Source organism: Ruegeria sp. CDSA193, assembly GCF_059611885.1.
In genome coordinates, this window is record NZ_JBXWPN010000011.1 from 1 (window position 1) to 25813 (window position 25813).

Here is a 25813-nt window from a genome sequence, read left to right on the forward strand (position 1 = left end):
GAAGCACCGTGGAAGCAAGCAGTACGAGAAAAACACTGTGACGGACCCGTAATAGATAATGCCAACCCGTAGGAAACGGGCAGCAATGTTGGTGACGCACCCTCGCTGCCTGACCCGCTCAACGTGAGACCCTTGGCGTTGAAGAAGGCGAAGGGATACCATGATCCTGTGTTAGGTCTGCTAGGTGCCAAGGGACTGCAAGGCCCGAAACACCGGGTGGAAGAGCTGAAATTGATTTAGACATTCTTCCCTAAGACCTGCCTGGGTTACGGTGGGTTGGGCGGTAAGATCCGTCCAAACGGTAAGCCCCTTGCGGCGCAGAAGGTCCAGATGGGGGTGATCACTCGCATAGCCTGACGGTCCGCGCTTCAACTCGGGCTCGCTGATCCTGACATTCCTGGCCGTAAGGTCATTGATTATTGCCATGAGATCATTGCCCGCTGGTCCTGCTACGCCGGTCCGATACCTCTCTAGGGCTGCTTTTACATATTGGAAGACGCCGCACCCAAGGGACAGGCAATCCGGGGACAGCCCGAAATGCCAAAGCGGGGGCTGGTCTCCGCAATCCCAGGGTACGAAAGACATGCGCAGATGAGGATTATAGGGTGACTTGTCGTTTGATAACCGCACGTCTCGATGAATACGGTAGATCTTGGCCGAATGGGGCATGTGCGTCATTTCGGCCAGCGCCTGTGACATCTGAGCCGCAAATTGTTCTGCGGGCTGCTTGATCGCAGCCTCATAGATCTGTTTGTTGGCGTGAAACCACTCGCGTCGGTTATTGGCTCGCAGATCAGAAAGAAACTGAAGGGCCTCGGGCGAAAAGCAGCGGAACTGATCCATCATCTTCTCCTGATATTCAACTTTTCGGCGGCAGGCTGGCGGCGTGCGCCAGGCACAGGCTCAGCCAGTCACCCAGCGCAGCCGGATCGCAGTTGGCCTCGTCTACAACGACAAACCCACCGAGTTTTCGCTTTCCGTGGACAATCGGGTTTGCAAACGGATTAGAAAGCGCCTCGGTCTCTTTGGCCTTGCCGACACGGAACATGAACCGTCCAAACCCGTCTTTGTCGCGGCGCGCGCCGCACAACATATTGCCGTTCAGAAAAAAGCAGGTGCCACCCATCATCCGCATTTCGGAAATTCCAATATGCGCCTCGAGGGCGAGGCGCATACGTTGATTCAGGTGTTCATCATTTGGCATCAGACTGATCCCACCAATTGCCAAAGAATTGACAGGGACAAGACGAGCATCACCAATGTTGTCAGTGCGGCACCGATCACCCGACCTTTGCCGTCGGGGGTGGAACGCAGGCTGACATAATGCACGGCGCGAGCCACCAACAGCACAAGACCGCATCCCCCGACCAGCCAGTCTGAGGCACCGGCAATCTCCGCCCCCGCCAAAGCCAGCAGGGCCAGTGGAACATATTCAGTAAAGTTCCCATGTGCCCGAATCCGCCGCAGCAGCTCGTCGTCATCCCCGTGCAGCAGTAAAACTCCGGTCTGGGATCGTCTGATGCCTACAAGAATTCCCATCGGAATACTCATAAGCACAAAGATTGCTGTAACAAGCAGAGCGATTTGCGGTGTGTGTTCCATGGGAATTCTCCTGTCTGCCCAAGATTAAGACGCCATGCTTTCATAAGTAATCAACGCAAACCGTGCGCCTTGTGGGTCGTTCAGAGTGGCCATCCGGCCGACCCCGGGCATATCTATGGCGTGTTGCAAGACTGAGGCTCCCTGTGCAACTGCGGCTGCTAGGCTGTTATCGACATCAGCAACCGTAAAATAGATCGTCCAGTTTCCATCCGTCTCGGGCATGGGCGAGAACCCTCCGATTGGCGTTTCACCAACCACCGCGGCGGCATAGCTTGACCCGTCCTGCATCGGCATCTCGTTAATGTTCCAGCCCAGCACATTTTTGTAGAATTGCTTGGCCTTGGTCTGGTCTGGCCCGGAATGCCCGATCCAGCCCGAGTTTCCAACGGTGGTCATGTCCAGAATGCTCATCTTTATCTCCCTTTGATTGCCCGCTGCATGCGGGACTGAACAAAGGACGCGTGAGGATCGGCCTTTCCTACAACTGGTTCAAATCTTTTTCACAGGCGGCGATTTCTTTCAGTACCGCCACACGTTCCGGTCCCGTCGGGCCGAGGTTCAGAACACGGTTAAGGGACTGGATCGCGGCGGGAAGATCGCCGATCTCTCGCAACATTGCCGCGCGCAAGGCATGGAACCAGCGATAAGACGCCAGATCATTCGCCACGGCATCCAACGCAACAAGCGTGCGGCGTGGGCCATGAACCCTGGACCCGGCGGCGATCTGGTTCAGGCGGATAACCGGCGAGGGCTGGAGGCGATAGAGCGCGGCATAATGCGCCTCGATCAGAGACCAGTCGGTATCTTCTGTCGATTTGGCATGCGCATGAACGGCGGCGATTGCGGCCTGAATACCGTAAACACCCACTTGGTTCAGCCGTTCGGCCTTTTGCATCAGGGCTGTCGCTTCGGCGATGTTGGCCTTGTCCCAAAGGGCCCTGTCCTGATCTTCCAAGGCTACAAGATCACCTTGATCGTCTAGCCGTGCTTCACGACGGGCATGTTGCTGAAGCAACAGGGCCAGCAGTGAAATCTGCTCGGCCATCGTCGGGAACAAGGCAACCAGCAGCCGGGCCAGACGTATCGCCTCATCGCATAGTTTGAGCCGGATTTGCACCGGGCCACCCGAGGTTGACCAGCCTTCGTTGAACATCAGGTAGATCATCAAAGACACTTCGCCCAAACGCGCAGCCCGCTCCTGTGGCGTGGGTGTTTCAAAAGCGACAGAACTTCCTGCGATCCTTTTCTTGGCGCGGGTAATTCGCTGTTCCATTGCCTTTGTACTGACAAGGAAACCACGGGCGATTTCTTCCACACGCAACCCGGCAACAATTTTTAGGGCCAGCGCAATCTGGTCTTGCCGGCTTAGGTCCGGGTGACAACAGATGAACAGCAGGCGCAGAACATCGTCGCGCAGCTCGTCCGGATCTGGTGGGTCATCAGCCATGGAATGAAATTCTTCCCTGTGGCGGGTCAGGATTGCGCTGCGGCGTTGGGATTTGCGCAAACCATCCAGCCCGGCATTACGGGCGGTGGTCAAAAGCCAAGCCAGCGGATCGCGCGGCGCGCCTTGTTTGCCCCATACGGTCAGGGCCTTTAGACACGCTTCGGCAAATGCATCTTCGGCAAGGTCGATGTCCCGGAAATACCGCGTCAGGGCCGCGATGGCCTGCGGGCGTTGCTGCAAGAACGTGGCCTCTAGCCAATCCGACACGCGGTCAATCCAAGGTCATCGACCCGCCTGCCCAGGCGGCGGGGCGGACCTCAAGCCGGGCAACAGGTGACGAGATCATTCGCGCATGTTCAAGCGCCTCATCCAGATCGTTGAACTCGGCCAGATATAAGCCCAGAAAACTTTCTTTCGTCTCAGCGAACGGGCCGTCGACGATCATAGGTTGCAGAGCCTCGGCAGCCGCGGGTTCGACTGTGACAGCCGTAGTCGGGGGCATCAGTTTGACGGACAGGAAATCCCCGCGCTGCCTGAGGGCATTCTGTAGCACCGTATGTCCAGCCATGACATCGTCCTGACGGTCCTGTGGCAACGCTTCGAACACACCCGCCTGACCATAGATCGAGATTGCATAGATCATTTTTACCTCCGCGATGTTGGTTTCATCCTGCTAGGACGCGCGAGCCTTTGCAAATCCGACACTCATTTCACCGATCTGCACAGTTTCTGCAGATCTTCTGCACCCGAGCTTCCTGACCTTTGGGTCAAACCAGTCCCTTAAAACACAAGAGGGAAGAAATGGCGCAGCAACTTATAATATCTGGAGTTCCGAATTCTGTGGCGCTGGACGCTTGGTGGCTGTCGGAAGAGACGGTGATTTCAGGCACCAAGGGCCCGCCGGGTTCAACCCTGGCGTTTGCCACCGATGGTCGCGCATGGCGCGTGATCGGGTTTATCTTGCTGGTCGCGCTGGCGGATTACCTGTTCTGGGGACATCAGGCGGGTGTGTCTCTGGCGGTCTTTGCTGTGGCGGTCTTTTTGTGCGGCCTGCCCGCGGATCGGTCTGGCAAAGGGGTGCTTATGCCCGCAACGGTTTTGGTGCTGAGTGTTTTGCCGGTCGTGGATTTCGTTCAACCATTATCGGTCGCGTTTCTTTTGTCCGGGCTCGTCCTTGCGATTGTCTGGGTCAGGCACCCGAAAGGCCAGGTTCTGGAACTGCTTTTGCTGGCGCTGGGGTTTCTGACTGATCTTCCAAAGAACTGGCTTGGCCCGGTCCGCGCGATACCCGGCCTGAAAACCACGATTGTCAGCGATGCCGGAGGCGGCTGGAAGCGGGTTCGGCAGTTCCTGCGCAACTGGGGTCTGCCGATTGGCGGGACGATGGTTTTTGTGACCCTGCTCGCCGAGGCGAACCCGGTATTCCAATCCCTTGTCACCCCAGATATCGCTTTCGGTCAACTGCTGCAGCGCGCCATGTTCTGGGGCGGGATTGCGCTGATCATCTGGCCGTTTGTTGACAATCACCCGCTTCGCGGACTGAACCCGCGACCATTCGCAGGCCCTCAGACGATCCCCGGCCTCAACGGTGGTTCGGTCCTGCGGGCGCTCTGGGTGTTCAATGCACTGATTGGTGTTCAGACTGTGCTGGACCTTTCGATTCTGCTGGGCGGGGCCTCATTGCCCGAGGGGATGAGCTATGCATCCTATGCCCATCGCGGCGCATATCCGTTGCTGGTAACGGCGCTGCTGGCCGGTGCATTCGCCCTGGCGGCGCGGCCGTTTCTGGATGAAAATCGGGTGCTGAAACCGCTGATGGTGTTGTGGCTGGCACAAAATGTGGCTCTGTGCGGTGCGGCATTGATGCGTCTGGATTTATATGTCGGCACCTATGGCCTGACCTACCTGCGTATCTATGCGCAGATCTGGATTGGTCTTGTTGCGGCAGGTCTGGCGCTGGTTGGGTGGCAAATAGCGTTCAGGAAATCCAATAGTTGGTTGATCGCGCGAACCGGCATTCTGAGCGTTCTGGTCCTCTATTGCGCCAGTTTTGTGAATTTTGCCCATGTGATCGCGACCCGAAACCTGAAACTGTCCGAACCGGACTATGCCTATCTGTGTTCGTTGGGGCCCATGACCGGGATGCATATCAGCTACGGGTATCCGAATTCGTTGTGCTATTTTGAAGCTGACCCGATCAACAGCTGGCAGGAATGGGGCTTTCGAAAGTGGCGCCTGTCCCGCTATGGTGCCGATCTGAGCAGTATCGGTCCGGGTATATGAATATCTTAGTTGTCGATGATGATCCGCGGTTGCGTGAAGTTGTGCGTCTGGGGCTGGAACGCGCTGGCTACAGCGTTTCGACCGCCGCCAACGGTCAGGAAGCCGTAATCAGCACGTTTCGCGACGAACCGGACCTGATCGTTCTGGATGTTGGCCTGCCCGAACTGGATGGCTTTGCCGTATGCCAGAAAATTCGAACCCGTTCGGACGTCCCGATCCTGTTCCTGACCGCCCGCGATGATGAGGTCGACCGGATTCTGGGGCTGGAGCTTGGGGCCGATGACTACGTGACCAAGCCTTTCAGCCCGCGCGAACTGGTGACGCGGGTCAAGGTGATCCTAAGGCGTGCCAATCGCGTTCAGACCGCGCCGGGTATCCTGCGGCACGGCCTGCTGAGCCTGGACCGGACGGCCAGAAACTGTGCTTGTCACGGTGCTGAAATCGCCCTGACCGGGACCGAGTTTCAGATCATGGCTTTGTTGCTGGACAACCCCGAACGCCTTGTCTCTCGCAGGGCCCTGATTGCCGAGATATGGGGCGCGCGCAGTCAGGTCTCGGACCGGACGTTGGACAGCCATCTGCGGAACTTGCGGAACAAACTGGCGCAGGTTGGATTGCCCGACGCGGTGGAAACCGTGCATGGTCAGGGTATCCGGATGCGGAGGCTGGGGTGACCCGGCGCTGGCGGCCCTCCTTGGGATTTGTGCTGGGCGGTGCGCTGGTCGGAACTTTGGGCCTGTCTTTCGCGGGTCTGGTGGCGCTGCGCTATCTGGGGCCGGAATTCGGCTTTCGGAATTCCGCTCTGGTTCTGGGCGGGGTGATCTTTCTGGCCACGTCGGGGCTGGGCTGGTTGCTGGTGCGCCTGCTGCTGCGCCCGATCAAATCCCTGCAGGCCTATGCCGGGGCGCAAGAGGCGGGTACCCAGGCGGCCTCAATCCAGCATTTCGGCACCAAAGAGCTGCACCAGACCGCAACTCAGGTCGTCACCATGGCCGAGGCGCTGCGCGACCGCGAGGCGACCATCCGGTCTTATACCGATCACGTCACGCATGAGCTGAAATCGCCGGTAACCGCAATCCGCGCGGCGGTTGAGATGCTACAGGACACCCCGGATGGCAGCGATGACTCCAAAGCCCTAATCGCGCAGATCGACGGGGCGCGGGAGCAGATCGAGACCCAGCTTGTAGCACTTCGGGATGCCGCCCGTGCGCGTGAGGCCCGATATGTCGGCACGACAACCCTGCGCGATGCGCTGCCGGCGGCGCAGCTAGAACTAAACCTGTCCGGGGCTAATGATATCGCAATCCCGATCTCGGCAGAGGGGTTGCGGATCGTTCTGGGCCATATTCTGCAAAACGCCAAAGATCATGGGGCCAGCGCGGTGGATCTGCGTTCCGAAGAAGCTGGAAATGCGGTTATTCTGACCGTGTCCGACAATGGGGCGGGGATTTCGCCCGGTAACGTCGACCGCGTGTTCGATCCATTCTTTACCACCCGCCGGGAAAGCGGCGGGACCGGTATGGGTCTGGCTATTGTCCGTAACATCCTGTCTGCGCATCGCGGTGAAATCGAAAACCTGCCCGCCCCATGTGGCGCGTGCTTTGAATTGCGGTTCTTCAGGTTCTAATCGGGGCCATAGGTCATTCGTGTATTGGCCCCGAATGTTTGACAGAATTGATCACTGTCGGGCAGGCAGTGGAAGGCAACCAGGCAGGCCCGCAGGCAGGACCAGCCGTGCCCCTTGCCGGTAAAGCGATTGGGCGAACCCGCTGCTATCCGATGTGACCGTGACACTGACTTGCGAAGAGTCGATGACCGCCACATCATCCGCTAGATTTCGCATCAACCCCTCTGAGGGAAAGACCACGACATAGGCAGGGGCCTCGTCCGTTATCAATGCGACGACCACCAGAACCGACAGCCATCCAAGCACCATAAGGGGGATGGTTGTCAGGAGTGATCTAATAGTCATGGATATGCTCAAGCGTCAGGCCGTCCCCCTGGATCTGGCGCAGACGCTGAGAGAGGTCCGGAACCTTGACCAGTATCAGATGACGATAGTCCCCGAACCCTTGTCGTTGGGCGCTGGAGATTGCATCCGGCGCAGTTGGTTGATCCGACAGGGCGGTGAACAGAATGTCGTCATTGCCAGCGATCTCGACAATCTCGACCCCCGCGCTGGCCATTTCCGCCAGTAGGTTGGTCAGGGTGCGGTAGCGCGGCGTTTCGATCTCAACTCCGTTTGGGCCTTCAGAGATAACCTTCACGCCGGGATAGGCAGACAGGCTGTCTGCACTGGCGCCGGTGATGATCATCCTCAGCGTCAGCTCATCAGCGCCGACCTGCGCAACCGCCTGTTCGATCACGCCCGCATAGGCCTGTTTGGCACCGTATTCCAGACCCAGCGCAATCGCTCTCTCGCTGTCGCGCAGGCTGCCGCTGTTTTGTTCGACCAGGCTCTGGGCGTCGTCGGCGAAGGGCCATTTATACCACGGAACCTGTTGTAGGAACTCGGCATATACGGCGGCCTGCTGTGCCGACAAATCATCCAGAGGTGCCCGCTGTGGGCCCCGCAAGGCAGAGGCCAGCCGACCGAGGGTTTCCTCATAGGCAGCCTTCAGCGCCAGCTCGGCGGAAAAGCTGGCACCGATCACATAGACCATCTGTTTGGTGGCCCCATCAACCTGACCGAGAGCGGAGGCGTTCCGGTTCAGGTCGCAAAGTGACCCCCAAAACCCGGTGATACTGCTCCAGAACCCGTAATCATGGGGGTCCTGAGTGCGCAGAACCTCGGCGTAATCCTCGTATGCGTGGACAATGTGCCACTCGGGATAAGTCATCAGCGTGCGGGTTTCGGCCCGGTGATGTGCCGGGTCGATCAGCGTGGCATAGGCCAGCGGCTGATCCGCGCCACGACAGCTTGTTTCCACATAAAGGATCGGAGCAGCCAGCGCGATCCCGGCGAGGATCAACACCAGAATCAGCCGTTTGGTCCACCACAGCAGGAACCTCATGCGGTGTGTCTCCGGTCCCGCAGCCCGGCCCAGGCGGCAACGCCGCCAAGCGCCAGATGCGGCAGGTTGGCAAACAGGCGGGGCAGGGACAATTCCGGCCCGGCCGATGGGTTTGTAAAGATACCCAGATCAAGATAGCCATAACCGGTGAAAAACCCGAACACGCCGTCCCCCAGATAAGCCAGCCCGAACAGGATCAGAAAGCTACGAGCCGCGCGGTGTGACAACAGCCCGGCGATCAGCGCCCAAAGGGCCGAGGCCACGTGCAGCGCATCGTCATAGATATCCAGTGCGAAAATGCCAAAGGCCAGACCATCCTGATCCGTCAGGCCGGGAATATAGTTCAGCGATGCGGCAATCATCAGCGCGACAAAGTAAATCAGACAGAGTTTTTGAAGGTTGCTCATAGACGCCCCAGATAGCTGTCCCAAAGGTTGTTCCGCAGAACCAGTTGCGGATCAAGCTCTCGTTTTGCCTGCGCAAACCCTTCCGCATTGGAGTAGGCTGCAGTCAGTTGATCCAGTGTCGCGTGTGGCCTGTACGGCAGGTAATAGGTTCCGCCAATCGCCACGATCCCGTCGATCAGCGCCCGGGTCATCCGCGCCATATCGGCTTCGCCGCGTTCGGTCAGCTCCTGGCTGAACGACATGACAGCGGCGATCCGCGGTTCGCTTGCATAGGACAGAACAGCCTGATCGTCCTGTGCGACATAGCGCAGCGTTACGTTCAGAAACTCTTGATACGAGGCCGGAATTACCGCGCGACACACTGATAAGAAATCGTCGAACGCATCGAACCCCACGAAATACTCGTGCAGGACGTCGGTCCGATCCGGGTTGCGGTCGTCCAGAGTCACAACCGGTTCGTTGATCAAAGTGTTCCGCGTCGCCTCACCCGAACCCAGCGCTGGGCCCAGCCGTGTTTCATTCCACCAACGGAAGGATTTGAAGGGCTCGCTGCCCAGTTGAGCCCGGTACAGACGGCTGGCCGCATGCGACATCCACCCCGACCCGGACGCTGGTGGCAGGTCCGACTGGTCCGAGCCTTCGCGATATGTCACCAATAGCGCTTTCTCGAAAAACGCATCGCGTTCAACATTCAGGCGGCCATAGGCCATTGTGACCGCCGAGTTGTCAATCGCCGCACGAAAGGCCGAGGCAAACGCTCCTGCTTCCAGAATGTCGAAACCCGGCGTCAGGAGTGAATTTGGAACCATCTCGACCTCAAGGTCCACGATCACGCCGATCAACCCGTACCCGCCCATCGCCAGATTGAACAGCTCGGCGTTCTCGGTGGGCGAACAGGTCAACAACTCACCCGAGGGCAAGATCATGCGCAACGACCGGACCGTCGCCCCCATCGGCCCAAAGGGAACTGGCCAGCCATGTGCATTGACCGAATAAGTGGCGGCGACACCGAAATCATTATTTGACTGCATGACTTTGGGGGACCAGCCTGCGGGATCAAGCGCTGAGATGACCTGTGACCAGCGGGCTCCGGCATGGGCCAGATAGGTCCCGGCTGAACCGTCGATCTGAACCGATCCATTGTCAAATGTAATCGCTGTGCCGTTGCGGGGAATGGCTTGCCCACCCATGGAATGCCGCGCGGCCCCAATGTTGACCGGGCGTCCTTCTGATCTGGCCTCCGAAAGCTCTTGCCGTATGGTGGCGATCAGCGTGTCTCTGGGGTCATCGCTGAGCACCAGATGTTTGTGGATCGGTGTCGGTGACAGTCCGCTGGCGTCATTCATCACTTTGTCGCCGGTTTCCGCAAATGTCCTTTTTGTGCCTTCATAGACAGGTAGGTCCGGTCCCAGCCACCGTGACGCGGCCCATCCTGCAAACCCTCCGCCGGCAAACAAGGCCGCCCTTCTGGTAAATGTTTTCATCTTTCGATTTCTCCCGAAGTTAACTGGGACATCTGATCAAGAATGTTTTTAAGCGCAGTTTGAAATGCCTGCGGGCCTCAATCCGGGGTATGTGCCTGACCCCTGCCAAGGTGTCCATTTGGGCATCGGGTCGAAGAATGTGCAAGTCCATGGCCTGCTGTACCGGCGTAAAGGTGTCCTAGTTGCCCCAGATCAGGCCGACGGGTACCTGCAGCATGGCGATACGCCGTGGTCAGCAGATTCGGGCAAGGTCCAAGGACCAGTTTATTGACCGCAAGTGGCTCGAAACTTGGCTTCATTCCCGGAATGTTCAACCGGAAGGCATGTTTTGCAAACTGCGGAAATCCGTACTTGTAAGACGGTCAGAGGTCACAGCTTGGCGTAAGCTTTCCGCTACGTAAGTTCATGCGCGCACGGCAGATTTGCGTCGGGGCATCCGCCAAACTGCCGTTTTTATGCTCAATCAGGTGTTGCAACTGTAACGATGATCTGGATGATCAGGACCACCAAGGCCGTAAAAATGGTCTGTCGTCCAAAGGGCGATATTAACAAAAAGGGGAGTTACAAATGATTCTAAGAAACCTGATGATCGCTGCAAGTGCGACGGCGCTGATGGCGGCGGGCGCTTCGGCGGAAACGCTGCGCTGGGCGCGGGCCGGTGATGCGCTGACGCTGGATCCGCATTCGCAGAATGAAGGTCCGACGCACACCGTGCGACACCAGATTTACGAGCCTCTGATCATCCGCGACGTGACCGGTGCATTCGAGCCCGCGCTGGCGACCGAGTGGGGCCCCAAGGCCGATGACCCGAATGTTTGGGTCTTCAAGCTGCGCGAAGGCGTGAAATTCCATGACGGTGCGGACTTCAACGCCGAAGATGTGGTGTTCAGCTTTACCCGTGCCAAGCAACCTAATTCCGACATGAAAGAGCTGATCGGCTCGATCGTCGAAGTGCGTGCAGTTGACGATTTCACCGTCGAGATTGTCACAGATGGTCCGAACCCGATCCTGCCGTCGAACCTGACAAACCTGTTCATTCTGGACAAGGGCTGGGCCGAGTCGAATGACACCGTCAATGTTCAGGATTTCGAAGGTGGCGAAATCACCTATGCCACCACCAATGCCAACGGAACGGGTCCCTATGTTCTTCAAAGCCGCGAGCCTGACATCAAGACGGTGATGGTGCGCAACGACAACTATTGGGGCATCGACCAGTTCCCGATGGAAGTGACCGAGATCATCTATACCCCGATCCAGAACGCTGCGACTCGCGTTGCGGCGATGCTGTCGGGTGAGGTGAACTTCCTCCAGGATATGCCGGTGCAGGACATTGAACGCGTCAATGGTGTCGACGGTCTGATGGTCAAGCAAGCCCCGCAGAACCGGGTGATCTTCTTTGGTATGAACCAGGGTGCCGACGACATCGAGGCGGATAACGTGGACGGCAAGAACCCTCTGGCCGATGTGCGGGTGCGTCAAGCGATGTCGATGGCGATTAACCGTGATGCGATCAAGCAGGTCGTGATGCGCGGCCAGTCGCAGCCTGCAGGCATGATCGCACCGCCCTTTGTGAATGGCTGGACCTCTGACATGGACGGCGAATCCTCCACCGATCTGGCCAAGGCCAAGGAACTGATGGCAGAGGCAGGTTATGGCGATGGCTTCTCGCTTCGGCTGGACTGCCCGAATGATCGGTACATCAACGATGAAGCTATCTGTCAGGCGGCTGTTGGGATGCTGGGCCAGATCGGCGTGACCGTGAATCTGGACGCCAAGCCAAAGGCGCAGCATTTCCCGCTGATCACCGATGGCAAGACAGATTTCTACATGCTGGGTTGGGGTGTGCCGACATATGACTCGGAATACATCTTCAACTTCCTTGTTCATGGACGCGAAGATGACATCGGCACGTGGAACGGCACCGGTTATCAGGACGATGCGCTGGACGGGAAGATCAAGTCGCTTGCCTCGAATACCGATCTTGACGCTCGGAATGCCGACATCGCCGACATCTGGCGGGTTGTGCAGGACGAAGCGCTTTACATCCCCATTCATCACCAGGTTCTGAACTGGGGCATGGCCGACGGTGTGGGCATCGAAGTGGATGCCGAAGATCAACCCAAGGTCAAATACTTCACTCTGAACTAAGCCATTCAGATCAGTGATTTGGCAGGGCGCGGTATCGCGCCCTGCCTTTTGCGCTATTGTTAAGCGCAACACCGCATTGCGGGGCAACAAAGGGAGATTTCGCCATGACCCTCAGGAACAGCGCCATTGCATTGGCCTTGCTGGCCACCACCAGCGTTCAGGCCGCCGAATTCAAATGGGCCTCGACCACTGACCCGCAGACGATGGACCCGCACGCGGTCAACTCGGCCCCGGTTCTGGGGTTTCTGAACAATGTCTATGAGGGCCTCGTGCGTCGCGACAAGGACATGAGCGTTCAACCCGCGCTGGCCGTCAGCTGGGAGACGATTGGTGACGGCGAAGGTTGGCGCTTTAAACTGCGTGAGGGTGTGACCTTCCATGACGGCAGCAGCTTTGATGCGCAGGACGTTCTGTTCAGCTATCAGCGCGCCTCGGGCGAGGCGGCGGATACCCGCAGCTGGTTCGCGCCCATCAGCGAGGTGATCGTGGTCGACGACTATACGGTCGATTTCATGACGACTGCGCCGAACCCGTTATTCCCATCCTCAATCGCCAACTGGATGATCATGGATCAGGGCTGGGCCGAGGCCAATGACGCAGCGGTGCCCGACAAAGAGGTCGGGAATTACGCCACCCTGAACGCCAACGGCACAGGCGCCTTCAAACTTGCGGCACGAGAGCCCGGCCTGCGCACGGTTCTTGAGCCCTTTGACGGCTGGTGGGATCAGGCCGACCACAACATCACAAGTGCTGAGTTCACTCCGATCCAAAACCCGGCGACAGCGGTTGCAGCCTTGTTGTCAGGCGATGTGGACATGATCAACCCGGTGCCGATCCAGGACGTGGCACGCCTGAAGGAAAACGGGGATGTCGACGTTATTCAGGGGATCGAGGCCCGCGTCATCATGCTGGGGTTCGATCATCAGGCCGAGGCGCTGAAATACAGCGACGATGCGGGCAAACCGAACCCATTCCGTGACCCGCGCGTCCGCAAGGCGGTAGCGCAGGCGGTGAATGTGGATGCCATTCTGGCGACTATCATGCGGGGCAATGCCGAAGCGGCCTCGCAACTGGTTAGCCCGGCGATGAGTGGTTATTCCGAGGCGAATGCAGACCGTCCCGCCTTTGATGTCGATGCCGCCAGGGCCCTGCTGACCGAGGCCGGATATGCAGATGGGTTTTCGTTCGGGCTGAAATGCCCCAATGACCGCTATCTGAATGATGAGGCCGTTTGCCAGGCGGTTGTCAGCATGCTGGCCCAGATCGGGATCACTGCGGAACTGGATGCCATGCCGGTCCGTAACTACTGGCCGGAACTCCGGGAAGGCAAATACGATATGTACCTGCTGGGATGGAGCCCCGGTACATTTGATGCCGAACACCCCGTGCGCTTCCTTGTGGCCACTCCAAACGAAGAGAAAAAGCTGGGCAGCTGGAATTTCGGCGGATTTTCGAACGCGCGGGTGGATGAGCTGCTGCCGATGATCCAGTCCGAGTTGGATGCGGGCAAACGGCAGGCGATGCTGGATGAGGTCACGCAGATCATTCAGGACGAACAGGTCTATGTGCCGATGTATGTGCAACCTCTGGTCTGGGGCACACGCAGCAATGTCGAACTGACACAGCGCCCGGACAACTTCTTTCTGCTGCGCTGGGTAACGGTGAACTGAAACCGGGGCGGGGCCAGAAAACGCTAGCTTGCGTTAGCGGTATCTTGACCACCCCGCCCGGGCCTGCATAGACAGTCCGATCAACGAGGAAAACGAATGTTCGCTTATATTGTCCAAAGGATGTTCCAATCCGTGATCGTGCTGCTGATCGTGGGTCTGGTTGCCTTTTCGATGTTCCGCTTTGTCGGTGATCCGATCGACAACATGCTGGGGCAGGAACGTACGCAGGCCGATATCGACCGGCTGCGGTCCGATCTTGGTCTGGATCAGCCGTTTCCAGTGCAATATTTCAAGTTCCTGCAAGGCGCGGTGCAGGGCAATTTTGGCGTGTCCTACCGGCAAGGCCGACCGGTTTCGACCATCATAGCCGAACGCGCCCCCGCGACATTGGAGCTGGCCTTTGTGTCGGGCTTTCTGGCCATCACCCTTGGCATCGCGCTGGGTGTTTTCACAGCGATCCGACGACAGGGGGTGGCGGCGAATATCATCATGACCGTGTCGTTGATCGGGGTTTCCCTGCCAACTTTCCTGATCGGGATATTGCTGATCTATGTATTCTCGGTCGAGTTGGATCTTTTACCCAGCTTTGGGAGGGGCGAGACCGTTATGATTGGCGGCTGGTCCACGGGGTTCCTGACGACCTCGGGGCTCAAGGCGCTGATCCTCCCGGCGATCACGCTGGGCCTGTATCAGATGACGCTGATCATGCGGCTGGTGCGGTCGGAAATGCTTGAGGTCCTGCGTGCCGACTATGTCCGATTTGCACGTGCGCGTGGGCTGTCGGACCGGGTGATCAATTTTCGCCACGCGCTGAAAAATACGCTGGTGCCGGTGATCACCATCACCGGGTTGCAGCTGGGCTCGATCATCGCCTTTGCCATCATCACCGAGACGGTGTTTCAGTGGCCCGGTGTGGGCCTGCTGTTCATAAATGCGATCCAGTTTGTCGATATCCCTGTCATGGCCGCGTATCTGATGCTGATCTCGGTCATGTTCGTGTCGATCAATCTGATCGTCGATCTTTTGTACTATGCCATTGACCCGCGCCTGCGTGTCGACGCGAGGGCCACATGACCGATACTTCTGAAACCTCGAGACAAGTGCCCAAATCACGACTGGCCCAGTTCTGGGACAGCGATTTCGCATGGTCCTTCCGTCATTCACCCGTGGCGATGGTTGCCTCATTTGTTGTGGTTCTGCTGGTGCTGGCGGCAATACTGGCCCCGCTGATTGCGCCGCATAACCCGTTTGATCCGGCAACGCTGAACCTGATGAACGGATTTACACCGCCGGGCACACCGAATGCCTTTACGCAGGACACGTTCCTGCTGGGCACCGACGATCAGGGGCGGGATGTGTTCTCGACCATCCTCTATGGGATGCGCATATCCCTGTTTGTCGGCGCTGCGGCGGTGCTGCTGGCGCTAATCATCGGAGTTGTTCTGGGGCTGGTCGCGGCCTATTTCGGCGGCTGGGTCGAGACGCTGATCATGCGGGTCGCAGATGTGCAGCTGACCTTTCCGGCCATTCTGGTCGCTATGCTGATCTTTGGCATCGCCAAAGGCGTGACCCCACCCGAATATCGTGACGAGATGGCGATCTATGTACTGATCATCGCCATTGCCCTGTCCGACTGGGTGCAGTTTGCCCGGGTCGTCCGCGGTGCTGCGTTGGTGGAAAAGAACAAGGAATATGTGCAGGCCGCCCGCCTGATCGGGCGCGGTTCTTTCCCGATCATGTTCCGCCACATCCTGCCCAATGTACTCAGCCCGGTTCTGGTCATCGCCACGATCTCACTGGCGCTGGCGATCATTGCCGAAGCCACGCTGAGCTTCCTCGGCGTAGGGGCACCACCAACCCAGCCGTCATTGGGCACGCTGATCCGCATCGGGCAGGGCTTCCTGTTCTCGGGTGAGTGGTGGATCTTGTTCTTCCCGGCCTGCACCCTGTTGGCGCTGGCCCTGTCTGTGAACCTGCTGGGCGACTGGCTGCGCGATGCGCTGAACCCCAAGCTGCGGTGATTTCATGAGCCTTCTGACGATCAATGACCTGACGGTCGAATTCCCCACCCGCCGCAAATTGTTCACAGCCGTGGACCATGTGGACCTGTCGGTTGAACCCGGAGAAATCCACGGCTTGGTTGGCGAATCCGGGGCCGGTAAATCCACCATTGGCGCGGCCATCATGGGATTGTTGGATCGCCCCGGCCGTATTGCCAGCGGCACGATCCAGCTGAGCGGTGACCAGATCAGTGGTCTGGATGCCGAGGCGATGCGGGGGCTGCGCGGCAAAAAGATCTCGATGATCTTTCAGGACCCGCTGACCTCGCTGAACCCGTTATTCACCGTGCGCGAACAACTGACCGAGACCATTCAGGCCCATCTGGGCGGCACGGATGCCGAGGCGAACCAACGCGCGCGCGATCTGATTGACCGGGTTGGCATTCCTGATCCGGACACGCGGCTGGACCAGTATCCGCACCAGTTCTCGGGCGGGATGCGGCAGCGTGTGGTCATCGCGCTTGCCTTGTGTACCGAACCGGATGTGATCATCGCGGATGAGCCGACCACGGCGCTGGACGTCTCGGTTCAGGCGCAGATTCTGGACCTGATCAAAGAACTGGCGCGGGAACGTCAGGTGGGCGTCATCCTGATCACCCACGACATGGGTGTGATCGCGGACACGACGGACAAGGTGACGGTGATGTATGCGGGCAAGGTTGTCGAAACCGGCCCGACCGCGCAGGTGATGGGGCAGCCCACCCATGAATACACCAAATCGCTGATCGCTGCCGTGCCGCGCCCGACCCTGAAACTGCATCGCTTTCCCCAGATCAGCTATGGTGGACGCGAGACACGCTTTGCCATCGAAGACATGGCCCGCCACTGGCCCAAGGTGGATAATGACACCAGCAAACCGGTGTTCGAAATCCGCAACCTGACCAAGAAGTTCCTGCAACGCAAAGGCCTGTTGCCCTGGGACCGCACCTATTTCACCGCCGTTGACGAGGTAAGTTTCGACATCCGCGCAGGCGAGGTGTTTGGCGTTGTGGGTGAATCCGGCTCGGGCAAGTCGACTGTCGCACGGATGATTGCAGGGTTGTACCCTGTGGATGGCGGCACGATTACATTCGACGGGCAGGTGGTCAGCGATCTGACCAATCGGACCGCGCTGGATGCCTATCGCAAGAACATCCAGATGATCTTTCAGGACCCGTATTCCTCGCTCAATCCCCGTATGCGGGTGGATGAGATCGTGGCCGAGCCGATCCGCCATCACAGGTTGATGGAAGGTGCAGATATCAAACGCCGCGTCGATGAGTTGTTGGATCAGGTGGGACTCGGCCATGAGGCCGGGCAGAAATACCCGCATGAATTCTCGGGCGGACAGCGGCAACGTATCTCGATTGCACGTGCGCTGGCCACGCAACCGCGATTCCTGATTTGTGACGAGCCAACCAGCGCGCTGGACGTGTCCATTCAGGCGCAGATTCTGAACATCTTGAAGGACCTGCAGGAACATCTGGGCCTGACCCTGCTGTTCATCAGTCATGACCTGCCGGTGGTACGTCAGATGTGCGACCGAGTGGCGGTGATGAAACAGGGCCAAATTGTCGAGTTGCAGGAAACCAATAACTTGTTCGCCAACCCCCAGACGGATTATGCCCGCGAATTGTTGCGTTTGATGCCCAGGTTGGATGACCTGTCGACCGAGGGGTTGGACGCCGAATCCTGAGGCAGTGACGATTCCAGTATTGGCGGTATGACGGAAGGTCCGTCAATATGGCGATAGTTTTGACGTTTTCGTCAAGATTGCCTCTGCAGATTGAACAACTGTGCCTTCATACTTTCTGAAACGAAAGAGGAGGCGCGTTTTGAGCTGGAATATCTGTGTCATCGGAGCAGGCAAGATCGGTCAGATGATCGCGACTTTGCTGCAATCTTCATCCAACTATTCGGTCACGGTTGCCGACCGCGATCTGGCGGCGTTGTCCGTGCTGAATCGGCAGGGAGTTTCGACCCGCCAGATTGATGTCAGCGATGAAACGCAGCTGGCTGAAGGTCTGAACGGTTTCGATGCGGTTATCTCGGCGGCTCCGTTTTTCCTGACCCCACGGATTGCCAAAGCCGCCAAATCGGCCGGCGCGCATTATTTTGACCTGACCGAAGATGTTGCCGCCACCAACGCAGTGCGCGAGTTGGCCGCCGACAGCGAGACGGCGTTTATGCCGCAATGCGGGTTGGCACCGGGTTTTGTCGGTATCGCCGGCGCGGCCTTGGCTGCCGAGTTCGATACGCTGGACAGCCTGCATATGCGGGTCGGGGCGCTGCCGCTCTATCCCACCAACGCATTGAAGTACAATCTGACCTGGTCCACCGATGGGCTGATCAACGAATATTGCAATCCGTGCGATGCCATCGTGAATGGCGAACGGGTCAAGACCGCTCCGCTTGAGGATTACGAGCGTTTGGGTCATGACGGGGTGGAATATGAATGCTTCAATACCTCGGGCGGGTTGGGCACTTTGCCAGAAACCCTGGACGGAAAGGCGCGGGACGTGTCGTACCGATCGATCCGCTACCCGGGACACCGTGATATTCTGCGTTTGCTGCTGAATGATCTTGGATTGGAACGTCGTCGCGACCTGATGAAGGAAATCTTCGAGACCGCGCTGCCGCGGACCGATCAGGATGTGGTTCTGGTTTTTTGCACCGCAAAAGGCATGATCGATGGGGCTCTGCGCGAGAAATCCCTGATCAACAAATCTTATGCCCGTACCCTCAATGGTCAGGTCTGGAGCGCCATTCAGATCACCACTGCTGCCGGTGTTCTGGGTGTGGTTGATCTGATGCGAACGGGTGCTTTGCCCGGCAAAGGGTTCGTGCGGCAAGAGCAGGTGAACCTATCTGATTTCCTGAACACCGAATTCGGTCAGCTTTACCGCACCGGGGACATAACCAAACAGAACAAGGCGGCCTGAGATATGAAAGACATCGCTATGACAGCCCAAACAACCCTTGCAAATCTGGACCTGACAGCCGCTGAGCTGATGGGCGGCACGCTGGCTGTACGCTCGCCCATTGATGGCGGCATTCTGGCCGAGGTACATGAAACGCCTGCGTCAGGGATGGGCACGGTGTTTGCCAATGCCAAGACGGCATTCAAGGCGTGGCGCACGGTTCCGGCCCCACGCCGGGGCGAACTGATCCGCCTGCTGGGCGAGGAATTGCGCGCCGCCAAGGACGATCTGGGTGCGCTGGTCAGCTGGGAAGCTGGTAAGATCACCTCGGAAGGTCTGGGTGAAGTGCAGGAGATGATCGACATCTGCGATTTCGCCGTCGGCCTGTCGCGCCAGCTTTATGGTTTGACCATCGCATCTGAGCGCCCGGGCCACCGGATGATGGAAACGTGGCACCCGGCAGGACCGGTGGGCGTGATCTCGGCCTTCAACTTCCCGGTGGCGGTCTGGTCGTGGAATGCCGCGCTGGCGCTGGTCTGCGGTGATCCGGTGATCTGGAAGCCGTCTGAAAAGACACCTTTGACCGCGATGGCCTGCCAGAAGATCTTTGAACGTGCACTGGCCCGATTTGGTGATGCGCCCGACCACCTGCTGCAGACCCTGATCGGAGGTGCCGCGCTGGGCGAGGCGCTGGTGGCCAGCGAGGACGTGCCGGTCATTTCGGCGACCGGGTCCACTCGGATGGGCCGTGCCGTAGCCCCCATCGTGGCGCAGCGGTTCGGGAAATGCATTCTCGAGCTTGGTGGCAATAACGCCATGATCGTGGGCCCTTCGGCCGATCTGGAAATGGCCGTGCGTGCGATTGTCTTTTCTGCTGTCGGCACAGCCGGTCAACGCTGCACCACGCTGCGCCGTCTGATCGTTCACAACTCGATCCGCGAGGAGCTGGTGAGCCGGTTGAAAAAAGCCTATGCCGGTCTGCCCATCGGCAATCCGCTGATCGAAGGCACTTTGATCGGTCCGCTGGTGGACGAAGCCTCGGGCGCGGCCATGACCGCTGCGCTGGACGCTGCAAAGGCCGAAGGCGGCGCAGTCTTTGGTGGCGACCGCGTGACCGAAAACGTCCCCGCCGGTGTCTATATGCAGCCCGCGATTGTCGAGATGCCTGGCCAGACAGCAACCGTAAAGACCGAAACCTTTGCGCCGATCCTCTATGTCATGGGGTACGACGCGTTCGACGAAGCCATCGAATTGCAAAATGACGTACCGCAAGGTCTGTCGTCTTGCGTATTCACTCTGAACATGCGCGAGGCCGAGCAATTCCTGACCGCAGCGGGATCGGATTGTGGCATTGCCAATGTCAATATCGGGCCATCGGGGGCCGAGATCGGTGGCGCATTTGGTGGCGAGAAGGAAACCGGTGGCGGGCGTGAAAGCGGCTCGGATGCGTGGAAGGCCTATATGCGCCGTCAGACCAACACCGTGAACTACTCAGCCGAGCTGCCGCTGGCGCAAGGCGTCAAGTTCGACATCTGATCGTGCTGTCGGCGGTACCTGATGGTGCCGCCGGCTCATCAATCTGCAAACAAATAATCCAATCGCATGATGGCCTGCGCCTGTTCCTGTGAAACATTCAGAAACCGGACAATGGCGTCTTCGTTTTCTGTCCGGTCGCTGGTTTCCCGCAGGCGTGCATGTCGATCCTGCGCGGTGCCCCGGATCAACTCGGATTCGTATTCCATCGCGTTGTGCAAAGTTGGGACAAGCCGTGCCACGGTTTCGGTCGGGCTGTCCTGACCGGCCAACCCCACACGGCGGGCGTGGCCGATCAGGTAATCGTCGGAATATTCACACTCGACTTCAAGCACATGGGTTTTGACCTGATCTGCACAGAAGTCCTGAATGATTTCGATATCTGAGGGATCGATGCATAGAACCAGCCGGTCGGTTTCGAAACTGTCAAACAGCATCCGCACAAGAGCACGCCGGTGGCGGGACCGTTTGAGCAAGGTCGTTTCGATGCCACCCAGATCGGGCAGAGCCGTATCCTGTTCGTTGAACAGATACTCGACACAAGGGATATCGGTTTCGGATTTAATCTGATCGACCAGACGCTTGGCCACATGCCATTTCTTGCATACGATCAGGAAAACATCGCGGTCCGGTCCCAGCGTATTTCCGGCCTCCCAGAACCTTTGCTTGTGGCGGCGTCCGACGCGCCCTCTTGCGGTTAAGAAACTATGGAGATTGCGGCCTTCATCCGAGATGTGAAAATCCACCCCATCCGCAGAATAGAGCTGGCCCAACCGGTCCTTCAGCTCATGTGCCTCGGGGCTGATTTTGCGGGCGAACAAAAAATCCTGCCCTAACAGCATGTCGTAATGGTCGTTATAGAATGTCACGGGCATTCCGTAGTCCGAGAACATCAGGAATGTGAGCGTTCGATTGTCGATCTCTTCACGGGGAACAAGGTGGCGGACAAGCGTTTGAAAGAAAGTCTCATCCGGTATCCAGGTGGTCGAGAAAAAGCGGATTACGTCCGGGCGCTGGGCCAGGAATTCAAAGATCATTTCAACAGTATGACGGCGCAGACACCACCACTGACTGCCGATCATGACCTGGATGTCAGCCGGAACCTCGCGGGTCAGACCAAGTTTTTTCTGTACGTCATAGGATGTATAGAATCGTCTGCTCTGGGTGCGTTCATTGAAGAAATGGCGATAGATCAGCCGGTCTTCTTTCATGCCGGTCTTGATCCAGTTACTGGCAAAAAAGTCGTGGCTTTCGACAAAATCCCTGTCGTTGTCGTTCAGGAACTGATGCGCGTATTCCGCTGTTTTGATCGCCATGCAATCCCCTGACAGCATGTAGAAATGCGTCGCGCGGGGAAAGGCCTCGAGGGCGGCTTGCACTGCGTTCAATGTGGCCTGTACCAAAGACCACTCGCCCCAACCGCATTTGATGCGTTTGGTTGCAAAAGTGACATTCGAATTGGCCTGAAGAGCGCCCTGAATGCGTGCATAGGCCTCGCGACTTGCGCGGGCGTCAAAATGTATGGCCATGCAATCGCCAGCGGCGGTTAGCTGCTCGGCCTGCGCAATGATTGCGTCAGGGTCCTTGTGGCACAACAAAATGTAGGCAATTTTTGCCATTTCAGTTCTTTGTTATCCGTTTCTGCCCGGTTCCCTCTGTGATACTGAGGATGAGCGATTGAATAAACAGATTATTTTTGGTTCTGTAGATACAAAAGCAGGCGCGAATAGTGAGTTACGACCTGTTGAGGAGGCGCAGAAAATGGGTTTTCCCGGTACATGGATGACCGAGAGCGAGAGCATGGTTTACCGTGTTGTCCCGAAATGTGCATGCTCAACCATCGGGCAAATCATGTATTTTTCGGATCATGGCCGGTTTTTTGACGGCGATATCCACGATGCCAAGGACGGGATGCATAAATGGGCGTTCGGTCCCAGCCAGGAGCCGATTTCGACAAATGTCCGAAATCATAACTCCTTTTCTTTCACCTGCGTGCGGAACCCGTACACGCGAATTCTCAGTTCGTTTTTTGATAAGATCTGTGGAATTCAGCGCAACGGCAAACGGTATCGCGGCAATCTGGTGCCGACGCTGATCTACAATTACGGCATCGAGGTTGGCGGAGAGGACGGTCAGGGTGATTTCGACCAGGTCGCCAGTTTCCGCAGATTCCTGTTATTTGCTCGTGACACGATCAGGTGGCGCCGGCCCATGGATCCGGATATCCACTGGTCCGCCATGTCTGGCCATGTGTCGACCTTTATTGCAAATGGCGGACGATATGATCGCATCTTCTGGACCGAGAAGTTCAACGATGGGATGCAAGGTGTTCTGAGCAACCTGGACACGCCACACAAGGTGGCCCTGTCCGAAATCCCGCGGTTCAACGAATCCGAAGGCCACGGACCTAAACGAAAGCATCCTGTCGAGGACTATTTCGACGACCTGTCGATGCATCTTGTCTACGAGATCTACAAACAGGATTTCGATCTGTTCAAATACGATTTTGAAGATCCGGCCAACAAGATGCCGATCGCCGAGATTGATCTGGATGAAGTCCACGCCAAGCTTGGGGATTGAGCTGGAAATCACCTTCTCCCGCCCATCGTCAATGTATCTTGCAAAACATCTCCTCTGGTTGGGTCTGGCGCCGCGCTATGCGCCGCCCCAGGCCCAAGACCGAAGCCGATAGCGCCAGAAGGCGCGGGAGCGCTTTGGGAATTGATTGGGCCGGATCACTTGATTTGGTGTCCGGCCCTTATGTCTTAGACCTCCCGCACGGCCCCTTTTGCCGCGCTGGTTGTCAGTTTGGCATAGGCTTTGAGCGCGGTTGAGACTTTGCGCTTGCGGGGCGCTGCCGGTATCCAGCCTTTTGCATCCTGCTCCTGGCGTCGTTCGGCAAGCACTTCATCTGAGACTGCCAGATGGATCGAGCGGTTGGGGATGTCGATCTCAATCCGGTCACCCTGGCGCACCAGTCCGATCTCGCCACCCTCAGCAGCCTCAGGGGAGACGTGGCCGATCGACAGGCCGGATGTGCCGCCTGAGAACCGTCCGTCCGTCAGCAAAGCACAGGCTTTTCCCAGACCTTTGGATTTCAGGTAAGACGTCGGGTACAGCATTTCCTGCATCCCCGGACCGCCGCGCGGGCCTTCATAGCGGATGACCACCACGTCGCCCTCTTTGACCTTGCTGGTCAGAATGTCGTTCACCGCCTGATCCTGGCTTTCGCAGACATAGGCCGACCCGGTGAAGGTCAGGCTGGCCGGATCGACACCGGCTGTTTTCACGATACAGCCGTCGCGGGCAATATTGCCGAACAGAACCGCCAGACCGCCATCCTGGCTGAACGCATGTTCTTTCGACCGGATCACGCCGCCTTCGCGGTCGGTGTCCAGCTCTTTGTACCGGTTTGACTGGCTGAAGGCCTGCGTGGTGCGCACACCGCCCGGCGCGGCCTTGAACAAGTCTTGCGCCTTGGGGTTGTTGGCCACCTTGATGTCCCAATTGGCAATCGCCTCACCCATCGTGCCGGAATGGACCGTGCTGCAATCCTCGTGCAGCAGGCCTGCGCGGCTGAGCTCACCCAGGATCGAAAAGATGCCGCCGGCGCGGTGGACGTCTTCCATATGCACATTCTCGGTATTGGGTGCGACCTTACACAGGCAGGGCACCTGACGGCTGAGACGGTCCATGTCGGTCATGGTGAAATCCACCTCGCCCTCATGCGCGATGGCCAGCAGATGCAGCACCGTGTTGGTCGATCCGCCCATGGCGATATCCAGGCTCATTGCGTTTTCGAACGCCTCGAACGTGGCGATTTCGCGCGGGAGGAAGCCTTTCTCGTCCAGATCATAGTGCCGTTTGGTGATCTCGACGATCCGACGACCGGCTTCAAGGAACAGCTCTTTGCGGTCCGCATGTGTGGCCAGAGTCGAGCCGTTGCCCGGCAGCGCCAGACCCAGCGCCTCGGCCAGACAGTTCATCGAGTTGGCGGTGAACATGCCCGAGCACGACCCGCAAGTCGGGCAAGCGTTTTCCTCGATATGCTGAACCTGCTCATCGGTGAACTTGTCGTCAGCGGCGGCCACCATAGCGTCCACGAGGTCGATCTTTTTGGCGTCCAGATCAGCGATGTCGATCTTGCCCGCCTCCATTGGCCCACCCGAGACGAAAATGGCGGGGATGTTCAGGCGCATCGCGGCCATCAGCATGCCGGGCGTGATCTTGTCGCAGTTCGAGATACACACCATCGCATCGGCGCAATGGGCGTTGACCATATATTCAACCGAATCCGCGATCACCTCACGCGAGGGCAGCGAATACAGCATCCCGTCATGTCCCATGGCGATACCGTCATCCACCGCGATGGTGTTGAATTCCTTGGCAACACCACCCGCCGCCTCGACCTCGCGGGCGACCATCTGGCCCAGATCCTTCAGGTGCACGTGGCCCGGTACGAACTGGGTGAACGAGTTGACGATGGCGATGATCGGCTTGCCGAAATCGTCGTCGCCCATGCCAGTCGCGCGCCACAGGCCGCGGGCACCGGCCATGTTGCGGCCATGGGTTGAGGTTCTGGATCGGTACAATGGCATGATGCTGTTTCCCTTTTGCCTCGGGTTGCATGTCTTGGGGTTTGTGCGTTATAGCGCACGTACCACATGTGCGCTATAACGCACAAGAGGATTCGAAAGACGGCATCATGGCACCGGACGAGATCACGCTGAAATTACGGGACATGCGGGCGGCATCCGGGCTGAGCCTGTCCAAAGTCGCCGAGATGACAGGCGTCAGCAAAGCCATGCTGGGGCAGATCGAGCGTGGCGAATCCAGCCCAACCATCGCCACTTTGTGGAAGATCGCCAAGGGGTTCCAACTGCCGCTGAGCGCGCTGATTGAAACCGCGAATGGGGACCCCTCTGTTTTTCAGACCGTGACTTTTCCGGGCAGCATCGAGGTCAAGATCGTCTTTCCGTTTGATTCCGCGCTAGGGGCCGAAACCTTTCACGTCAGCCTGACCCCAAACCAATGCCACGAGTCGCCCGCGCATGCGGCGGGCGTGACCGAAGAGGTTTTTGTCCTTTCCGGTACGCTTGAAATTCTGCGTGGCGAGGCCTGGGTGCCGCTAAACGCTGGACAGGGGCTGCGTTTTGCCGCCGATCTGCCGCATGGCTATCGTGCGGGCGCGCAGGGGGCTGCGTTTTTGAACATGCACCATTATGGGCAACACAGCGAGTTTCCTGAAAACGGCAAGGGCTGATC

24 protein-coding genes are annotated in these 25813 nt (G+C 58.1%); 12 read left to right on the forward strand and 12 right to left on the reverse strand.

The window, feature by feature from the left end:
• Window positions 1-180: 180 nt before the first annotated feature.
• The 6 genes from AC2FLG_RS18130 to AC2FLG_RS18155 form a co-directional block, all read right to left on the reverse strand.
• On the reverse strand, window positions 181-843 hold the full coding sequence (locus AC2FLG_RS18130) for a DUF2461 domain-containing protein (RefSeq protein WP_496707411.1): 663 nt from the start codon (window positions 841-843) through the stop codon (window positions 181-183).
• 16 nt (window positions 844-859) lie between these two features.
• A complete protein-coding gene (locus AC2FLG_RS18135; RefSeq protein WP_496679459.1) occupies window positions 860-1204 on the reverse strand; it encodes a TfoX/Sxy family protein in 345 nt (114 codons plus the stop codon).
• The gene (locus AC2FLG_RS18140) at window positions 1204-1602 is read right to left on the reverse strand and encodes an MAPEG family protein (RefSeq protein WP_496679462.1); all 399 of its coding nucleotides are present in this window, start codon (window positions 1600-1602) and stop codon (window positions 1204-1206) included. The genes AC2FLG_RS18135 and AC2FLG_RS18140 overlap by 1 nt, the downstream gene beginning before the upstream one ends.
• Window positions 1603-1626: 24 nt before the next feature.
• Window positions 1627-2013, reverse strand: a complete 387-nt coding sequence (locus AC2FLG_RS18145; RefSeq protein WP_496679467.1) for a VOC family protein — start codon at window positions 2011-2013, stop codon at window positions 1627-1629.
• A 67-nt stretch (window positions 2014-2080) separates the two neighbouring features.
• Entirely contained in the window at window positions 2081-3316 is a 1236-nt protein-coding gene (locus tag AC2FLG_RS18150) for an RNA polymerase sigma factor (protein ID WP_496707413.1), read from the reverse strand.
• A gap of 4 nt (window positions 3317-3320) precedes the next feature.
• Complete coding sequence (locus AC2FLG_RS18155; RefSeq protein WP_496707414.1) at window positions 3321-3692, reverse strand: YciI family protein; 372 nt, start codon at window positions 3690-3692, stop codon at window positions 3321-3323.
• 158 nt (window positions 3693-3850) lie between these two features.
• Here AC2FLG_RS18155 and AC2FLG_RS18160 point away from each other — a divergent pair, with 158 nt between their 5' ends.
• From AC2FLG_RS18160 to AC2FLG_RS18170, 3 genes are read left to right on the forward strand one after another with little or no spacing between them, the layout of a single operon-like run.
• Complete coding sequence (locus tag AC2FLG_RS18160; protein WP_496707416.1) at window positions 3851-5332, forward strand: DUF4153 domain-containing protein; 1482 nt, start codon at window positions 3851-3853, stop codon at window positions 5330-5332.
• On the forward strand, window positions 5329-6006 hold the full coding sequence (locus AC2FLG_RS18165; protein WP_496707418.1) for a response regulator transcription factor: 678 nt from the start codon (window positions 5329-5331) through the stop codon (window positions 6004-6006). The genes AC2FLG_RS18160 and AC2FLG_RS18165 overlap by 4 nt, the downstream gene beginning before the upstream one ends.
• A complete protein-coding gene (locus tag AC2FLG_RS18170) occupies window positions 6003-6959 on the forward strand; it encodes a sensor histidine kinase (RefSeq protein WP_496707420.1) in 957 nt (318 codons plus the stop codon). The genes AC2FLG_RS18165 and AC2FLG_RS18170 overlap by 4 nt, the downstream gene beginning before the upstream one ends.
• A gap of 51 nt (window positions 6960-7010) precedes the next feature.
• Here AC2FLG_RS18170 and AC2FLG_RS18175 read toward each other — a convergent pair whose 3' ends face one another.
• Genes AC2FLG_RS18175 through AC2FLG_RS18190 form a run of 4 tightly spaced genes read right to left on the reverse strand, consistent with a single transcriptional unit; the run spans window position 7011 to window position 10237 of the window.
• Window positions 7011-7304 carry a hypothetical protein gene (locus tag AC2FLG_RS18175; RefSeq protein ID WP_496707421.1) on the reverse strand — a complete coding sequence of 98 codons (294 nt, stop codon included), beginning with the start codon at window positions 7302-7304 and terminating at the stop codon, window positions 7011-7013.
• Window positions 7294-8346, reverse strand: coding sequence for a hypothetical protein (locus AC2FLG_RS18180; RefSeq protein ID WP_496707423.1), 1053 nt, complete (start codon window positions 8344-8346; stop codon window positions 7294-7296). Before AC2FLG_RS18180 ends, AC2FLG_RS18175 begins: the two co-directional genes overlap by 11 nt.
• Complete coding sequence (locus AC2FLG_RS18185; protein ID WP_496692670.1) at window positions 8343-8753, reverse strand: hypothetical protein; 411 nt, start codon at window positions 8751-8753, stop codon at window positions 8343-8345. Before AC2FLG_RS18185 ends, AC2FLG_RS18180 begins: the two co-directional genes overlap by 4 nt.
• Window positions 8750-10237: an FAD-binding oxidoreductase gene (locus AC2FLG_RS18190; protein ID WP_496707424.1), complete on the reverse strand. Its 1488-nt coding sequence runs from the start codon at window positions 10235-10237 to the stop codon at window positions 8750-8752. The genes AC2FLG_RS18185 and AC2FLG_RS18190 overlap by 4 nt, the downstream gene beginning before the upstream one ends.
• Window positions 10238-10804: 567 nt before the next feature.
• On the opposite strand from AC2FLG_RS18190, the gene AC2FLG_RS18195 reads away from it, so the two are divergent.
• The 7 genes from AC2FLG_RS18195 to amaB all read left to right on the forward strand — a co-directional run bounded on the left by AC2FLG_RS18195 (window position 10805) and on the right by amaB (window position 20551).
• Window positions 10805-12385 (forward strand): ABC transporter substrate-binding protein, encoded by a 1581-nt coding sequence (locus AC2FLG_RS18195; RefSeq protein ID WP_185956712.1) that lies wholly within the window; start codon window positions 10805-10807, stop codon window positions 12383-12385.
• Window positions 12386-12489: 104 nt separating this feature from the next.
• Window positions 12490-14055: an ABC transporter substrate-binding protein gene (locus AC2FLG_RS18200; RefSeq protein ID WP_496707426.1), complete on the forward strand. Its 1566-nt coding sequence runs from the start codon at window positions 12490-12492 to the stop codon at window positions 14053-14055.
• A 96-nt stretch (window positions 14056-14151) separates the two neighbouring features.
• Complete coding sequence (locus AC2FLG_RS18205) at window positions 14152-15129, forward strand: ABC transporter permease (protein WP_496707427.1); 978 nt, start codon at window positions 14152-14154, stop codon at window positions 15127-15129.
• Window positions 15126-16076 (forward strand): ABC transporter permease, encoded by a 951-nt coding sequence (locus tag AC2FLG_RS18210; RefSeq protein ID WP_271950952.1) that lies wholly within the window; start codon window positions 15126-15128, stop codon window positions 16074-16076. Before AC2FLG_RS18205 ends, AC2FLG_RS18210 begins: the two co-directional genes overlap by 4 nt.
• A gap of 4 nt (window positions 16077-16080) precedes the next feature.
• A complete protein-coding gene (locus AC2FLG_RS18215; protein WP_271950949.1) occupies window positions 16081-17790 on the forward strand; it encodes an ABC transporter ATP-binding protein in 1710 nt (569 codons plus the stop codon).
• 139 nt (window positions 17791-17929) lie between these two features.
• Window positions 17930-19036, forward strand: coding sequence for a saccharopine dehydrogenase family protein (locus AC2FLG_RS18220; RefSeq protein WP_281973853.1), 1107 nt, complete (start codon window positions 17930-17932; stop codon window positions 19034-19036).
• A gap of 18 nt (window positions 19037-19054) precedes the next feature.
• Window positions 19055-20551, forward strand: coding sequence for an L-piperidine-6-carboxylate dehydrogenase (gene amaB, locus AC2FLG_RS18225; protein WP_496703792.1), 1497 nt, complete (start codon window positions 19055-19057; stop codon window positions 20549-20551).
• Between the two features lie 38 nt (window positions 20552-20589).
• Here the strand turns inward: amaB and AC2FLG_RS18230 are convergent, their stop codons facing one another.
• Entirely contained in the window at window positions 20590-22167 is a 1578-nt protein-coding gene (locus AC2FLG_RS18230) for a DUF5928 domain-containing protein (protein WP_281973851.1), read from the reverse strand.
• A 142-nt stretch (window positions 22168-22309) separates the two neighbouring features.
• On the opposite strand from AC2FLG_RS18230, the gene AC2FLG_RS18235 reads away from it, so the two are divergent.
• Window positions 22310-23128, forward strand: coding sequence for a sulfotransferase family protein (locus tag AC2FLG_RS18235; protein WP_142638414.1), 819 nt, complete (start codon window positions 22310-22312; stop codon window positions 23126-23128).
• Between the two features lie 185 nt (window positions 23129-23313).
• On the opposite strand, the gene ilvD is transcribed toward AC2FLG_RS18235, so the two are convergent.
• Window positions 23314-25146 carry a dihydroxy-acid dehydratase gene (gene ilvD, locus AC2FLG_RS18240; RefSeq protein WP_271950937.1) on the reverse strand — a complete coding sequence of 611 codons (1833 nt, stop codon included), beginning with the start codon at window positions 25144-25146 and terminating at the stop codon, window positions 23314-23316.
• 107 nt (window positions 25147-25253) lie between these two features.
• Between ilvD and AC2FLG_RS18245 the strand changes: the two genes are divergently transcribed.
• On the forward strand, window positions 25254-25811 hold the full coding sequence (locus AC2FLG_RS18245; protein WP_142638464.1) for a helix-turn-helix domain-containing protein: 558 nt from the start codon (window positions 25254-25256) through the stop codon (window positions 25809-25811).
• Window positions 25812-25813: the final 2 nt, after the last annotated feature.

Excerpts from the sequence above, each read along its gene's own strand:
- AC2FLG_RS18130 (WP_496707411.1), bottom strand. The coding sequence starts at position 843 with ATGGATCAGTTCCGCTGCTTTTCGCCCGAGGCCCTTCAGTTTCTTTCT.
- AC2FLG_RS18135 (WP_496679459.1), bottom strand. The coding sequence starts at position 1,204 with ATGCCAAATGATGAACACCTGAATCAACGTATGCGCCTCGCCCTCGAG.
- AC2FLG_RS18140 (WP_496679462.1), bottom strand. The coding sequence starts at position 1,602 with ATGGAACACACACCGCAAATCGCTCTGCTTGTTACAGCAATCTTTGTG.
- AC2FLG_RS18145 (WP_496679467.1), bottom strand. The coding sequence starts at position 2,013 with ATGAGCATTCTGGACATGACCACCGTTGGAAACTCGGGCTGGATCGGG.
- AC2FLG_RS18155 (WP_496707414.1), bottom strand. The coding sequence starts at position 3,692 with ATGATCTATGCAATCTCGATCTATGGTCAGGCGGGTGTGTTCGAAGCG.
- AC2FLG_RS18160 (WP_496707416.1), top strand. The coding sequence starts at position 3,851 with ATGGCGCAGCAACTTATAATATCTGGAGTTCCGAATTCTGTGGCGCTG.
- AC2FLG_RS18165 (WP_496707418.1), top strand. The coding sequence starts at position 5,329 with ATGAATATCTTAGTTGTCGATGATGATCCGCGGTTGCGTGAAGTTGTG.
- AC2FLG_RS18175 (WP_496707421.1), bottom strand. The coding sequence starts at position 7,304 with ATGACTATTAGATCACTCCTGACAACCATCCCCCTTATGGTGCTTGGA.
- AC2FLG_RS18180 (WP_496707423.1), bottom strand. The coding sequence starts at position 8,346 with ATGAGGTTCCTGCTGTGGTGGACCAAACGGCTGATTCTGGTGTTGATC.
- AC2FLG_RS18185 (WP_496692670.1), bottom strand. The coding sequence starts at position 8,753 with ATGAGCAACCTTCAAAAACTCTGTCTGATTTACTTTGTCGCGCTGATG.
- AC2FLG_RS18190 (WP_496707424.1), bottom strand. The coding sequence starts at position 10,237 with ATGAAAACATTTACCAGAAGGGCGGCCTTGTTTGCCGGCGGAGGGTTT.
- AC2FLG_RS18195 (WP_185956712.1), top strand. The coding sequence starts at position 10,805 with ATGATTCTAAGAAACCTGATGATCGCTGCAAGTGCGACGGCGCTGATG.
- AC2FLG_RS18200 (WP_496707426.1), top strand. The coding sequence starts at position 12,490 with ATGACCCTCAGGAACAGCGCCATTGCATTGGCCTTGCTGGCCACCACC.
- AC2FLG_RS18205 (WP_496707427.1), top strand. The coding sequence starts at position 14,152 with ATGTTCGCTTATATTGTCCAAAGGATGTTCCAATCCGTGATCGTGCTG.
- AC2FLG_RS18210 (WP_271950952.1), top strand. The coding sequence starts at position 15,126 with ATGACCGATACTTCTGAAACCTCGAGACAAGTGCCCAAATCACGACTG.
- AC2FLG_RS18215 (WP_271950949.1), top strand. The coding sequence starts at position 16,081 with ATGAGCCTTCTGACGATCAATGACCTGACGGTCGAATTCCCCACCCGC.
- amaB (WP_496703792.1), top strand. The coding sequence starts at position 19,055 with ATGACAGCCCAAACAACCCTTGCAAATCTGGACCTGACAGCCGCTGAG.
- AC2FLG_RS18230 (WP_281973851.1), bottom strand. The coding sequence starts at position 22,167 with ATGGCAAAAATTGCCTACATTTTGTTGTGCCACAAGGACCCTGACGCA.
- AC2FLG_RS18235 (WP_142638414.1), top strand. The coding sequence starts at position 22,310 with ATGGGTTTTCCCGGTACATGGATGACCGAGAGCGAGAGCATGGTTTAC.
- ilvD (WP_271950937.1), bottom strand. The coding sequence starts at position 25,146 with ATGCCATTGTACCGATCCAGAACCTCAACCCATGGCCGCAACATGGCC.
- AC2FLG_RS18245 (WP_142638464.1), top strand. The coding sequence starts at position 25,254 with ATGGCACCGGACGAGATCACGCTGAAATTACGGGACATGCGGGCGGCA.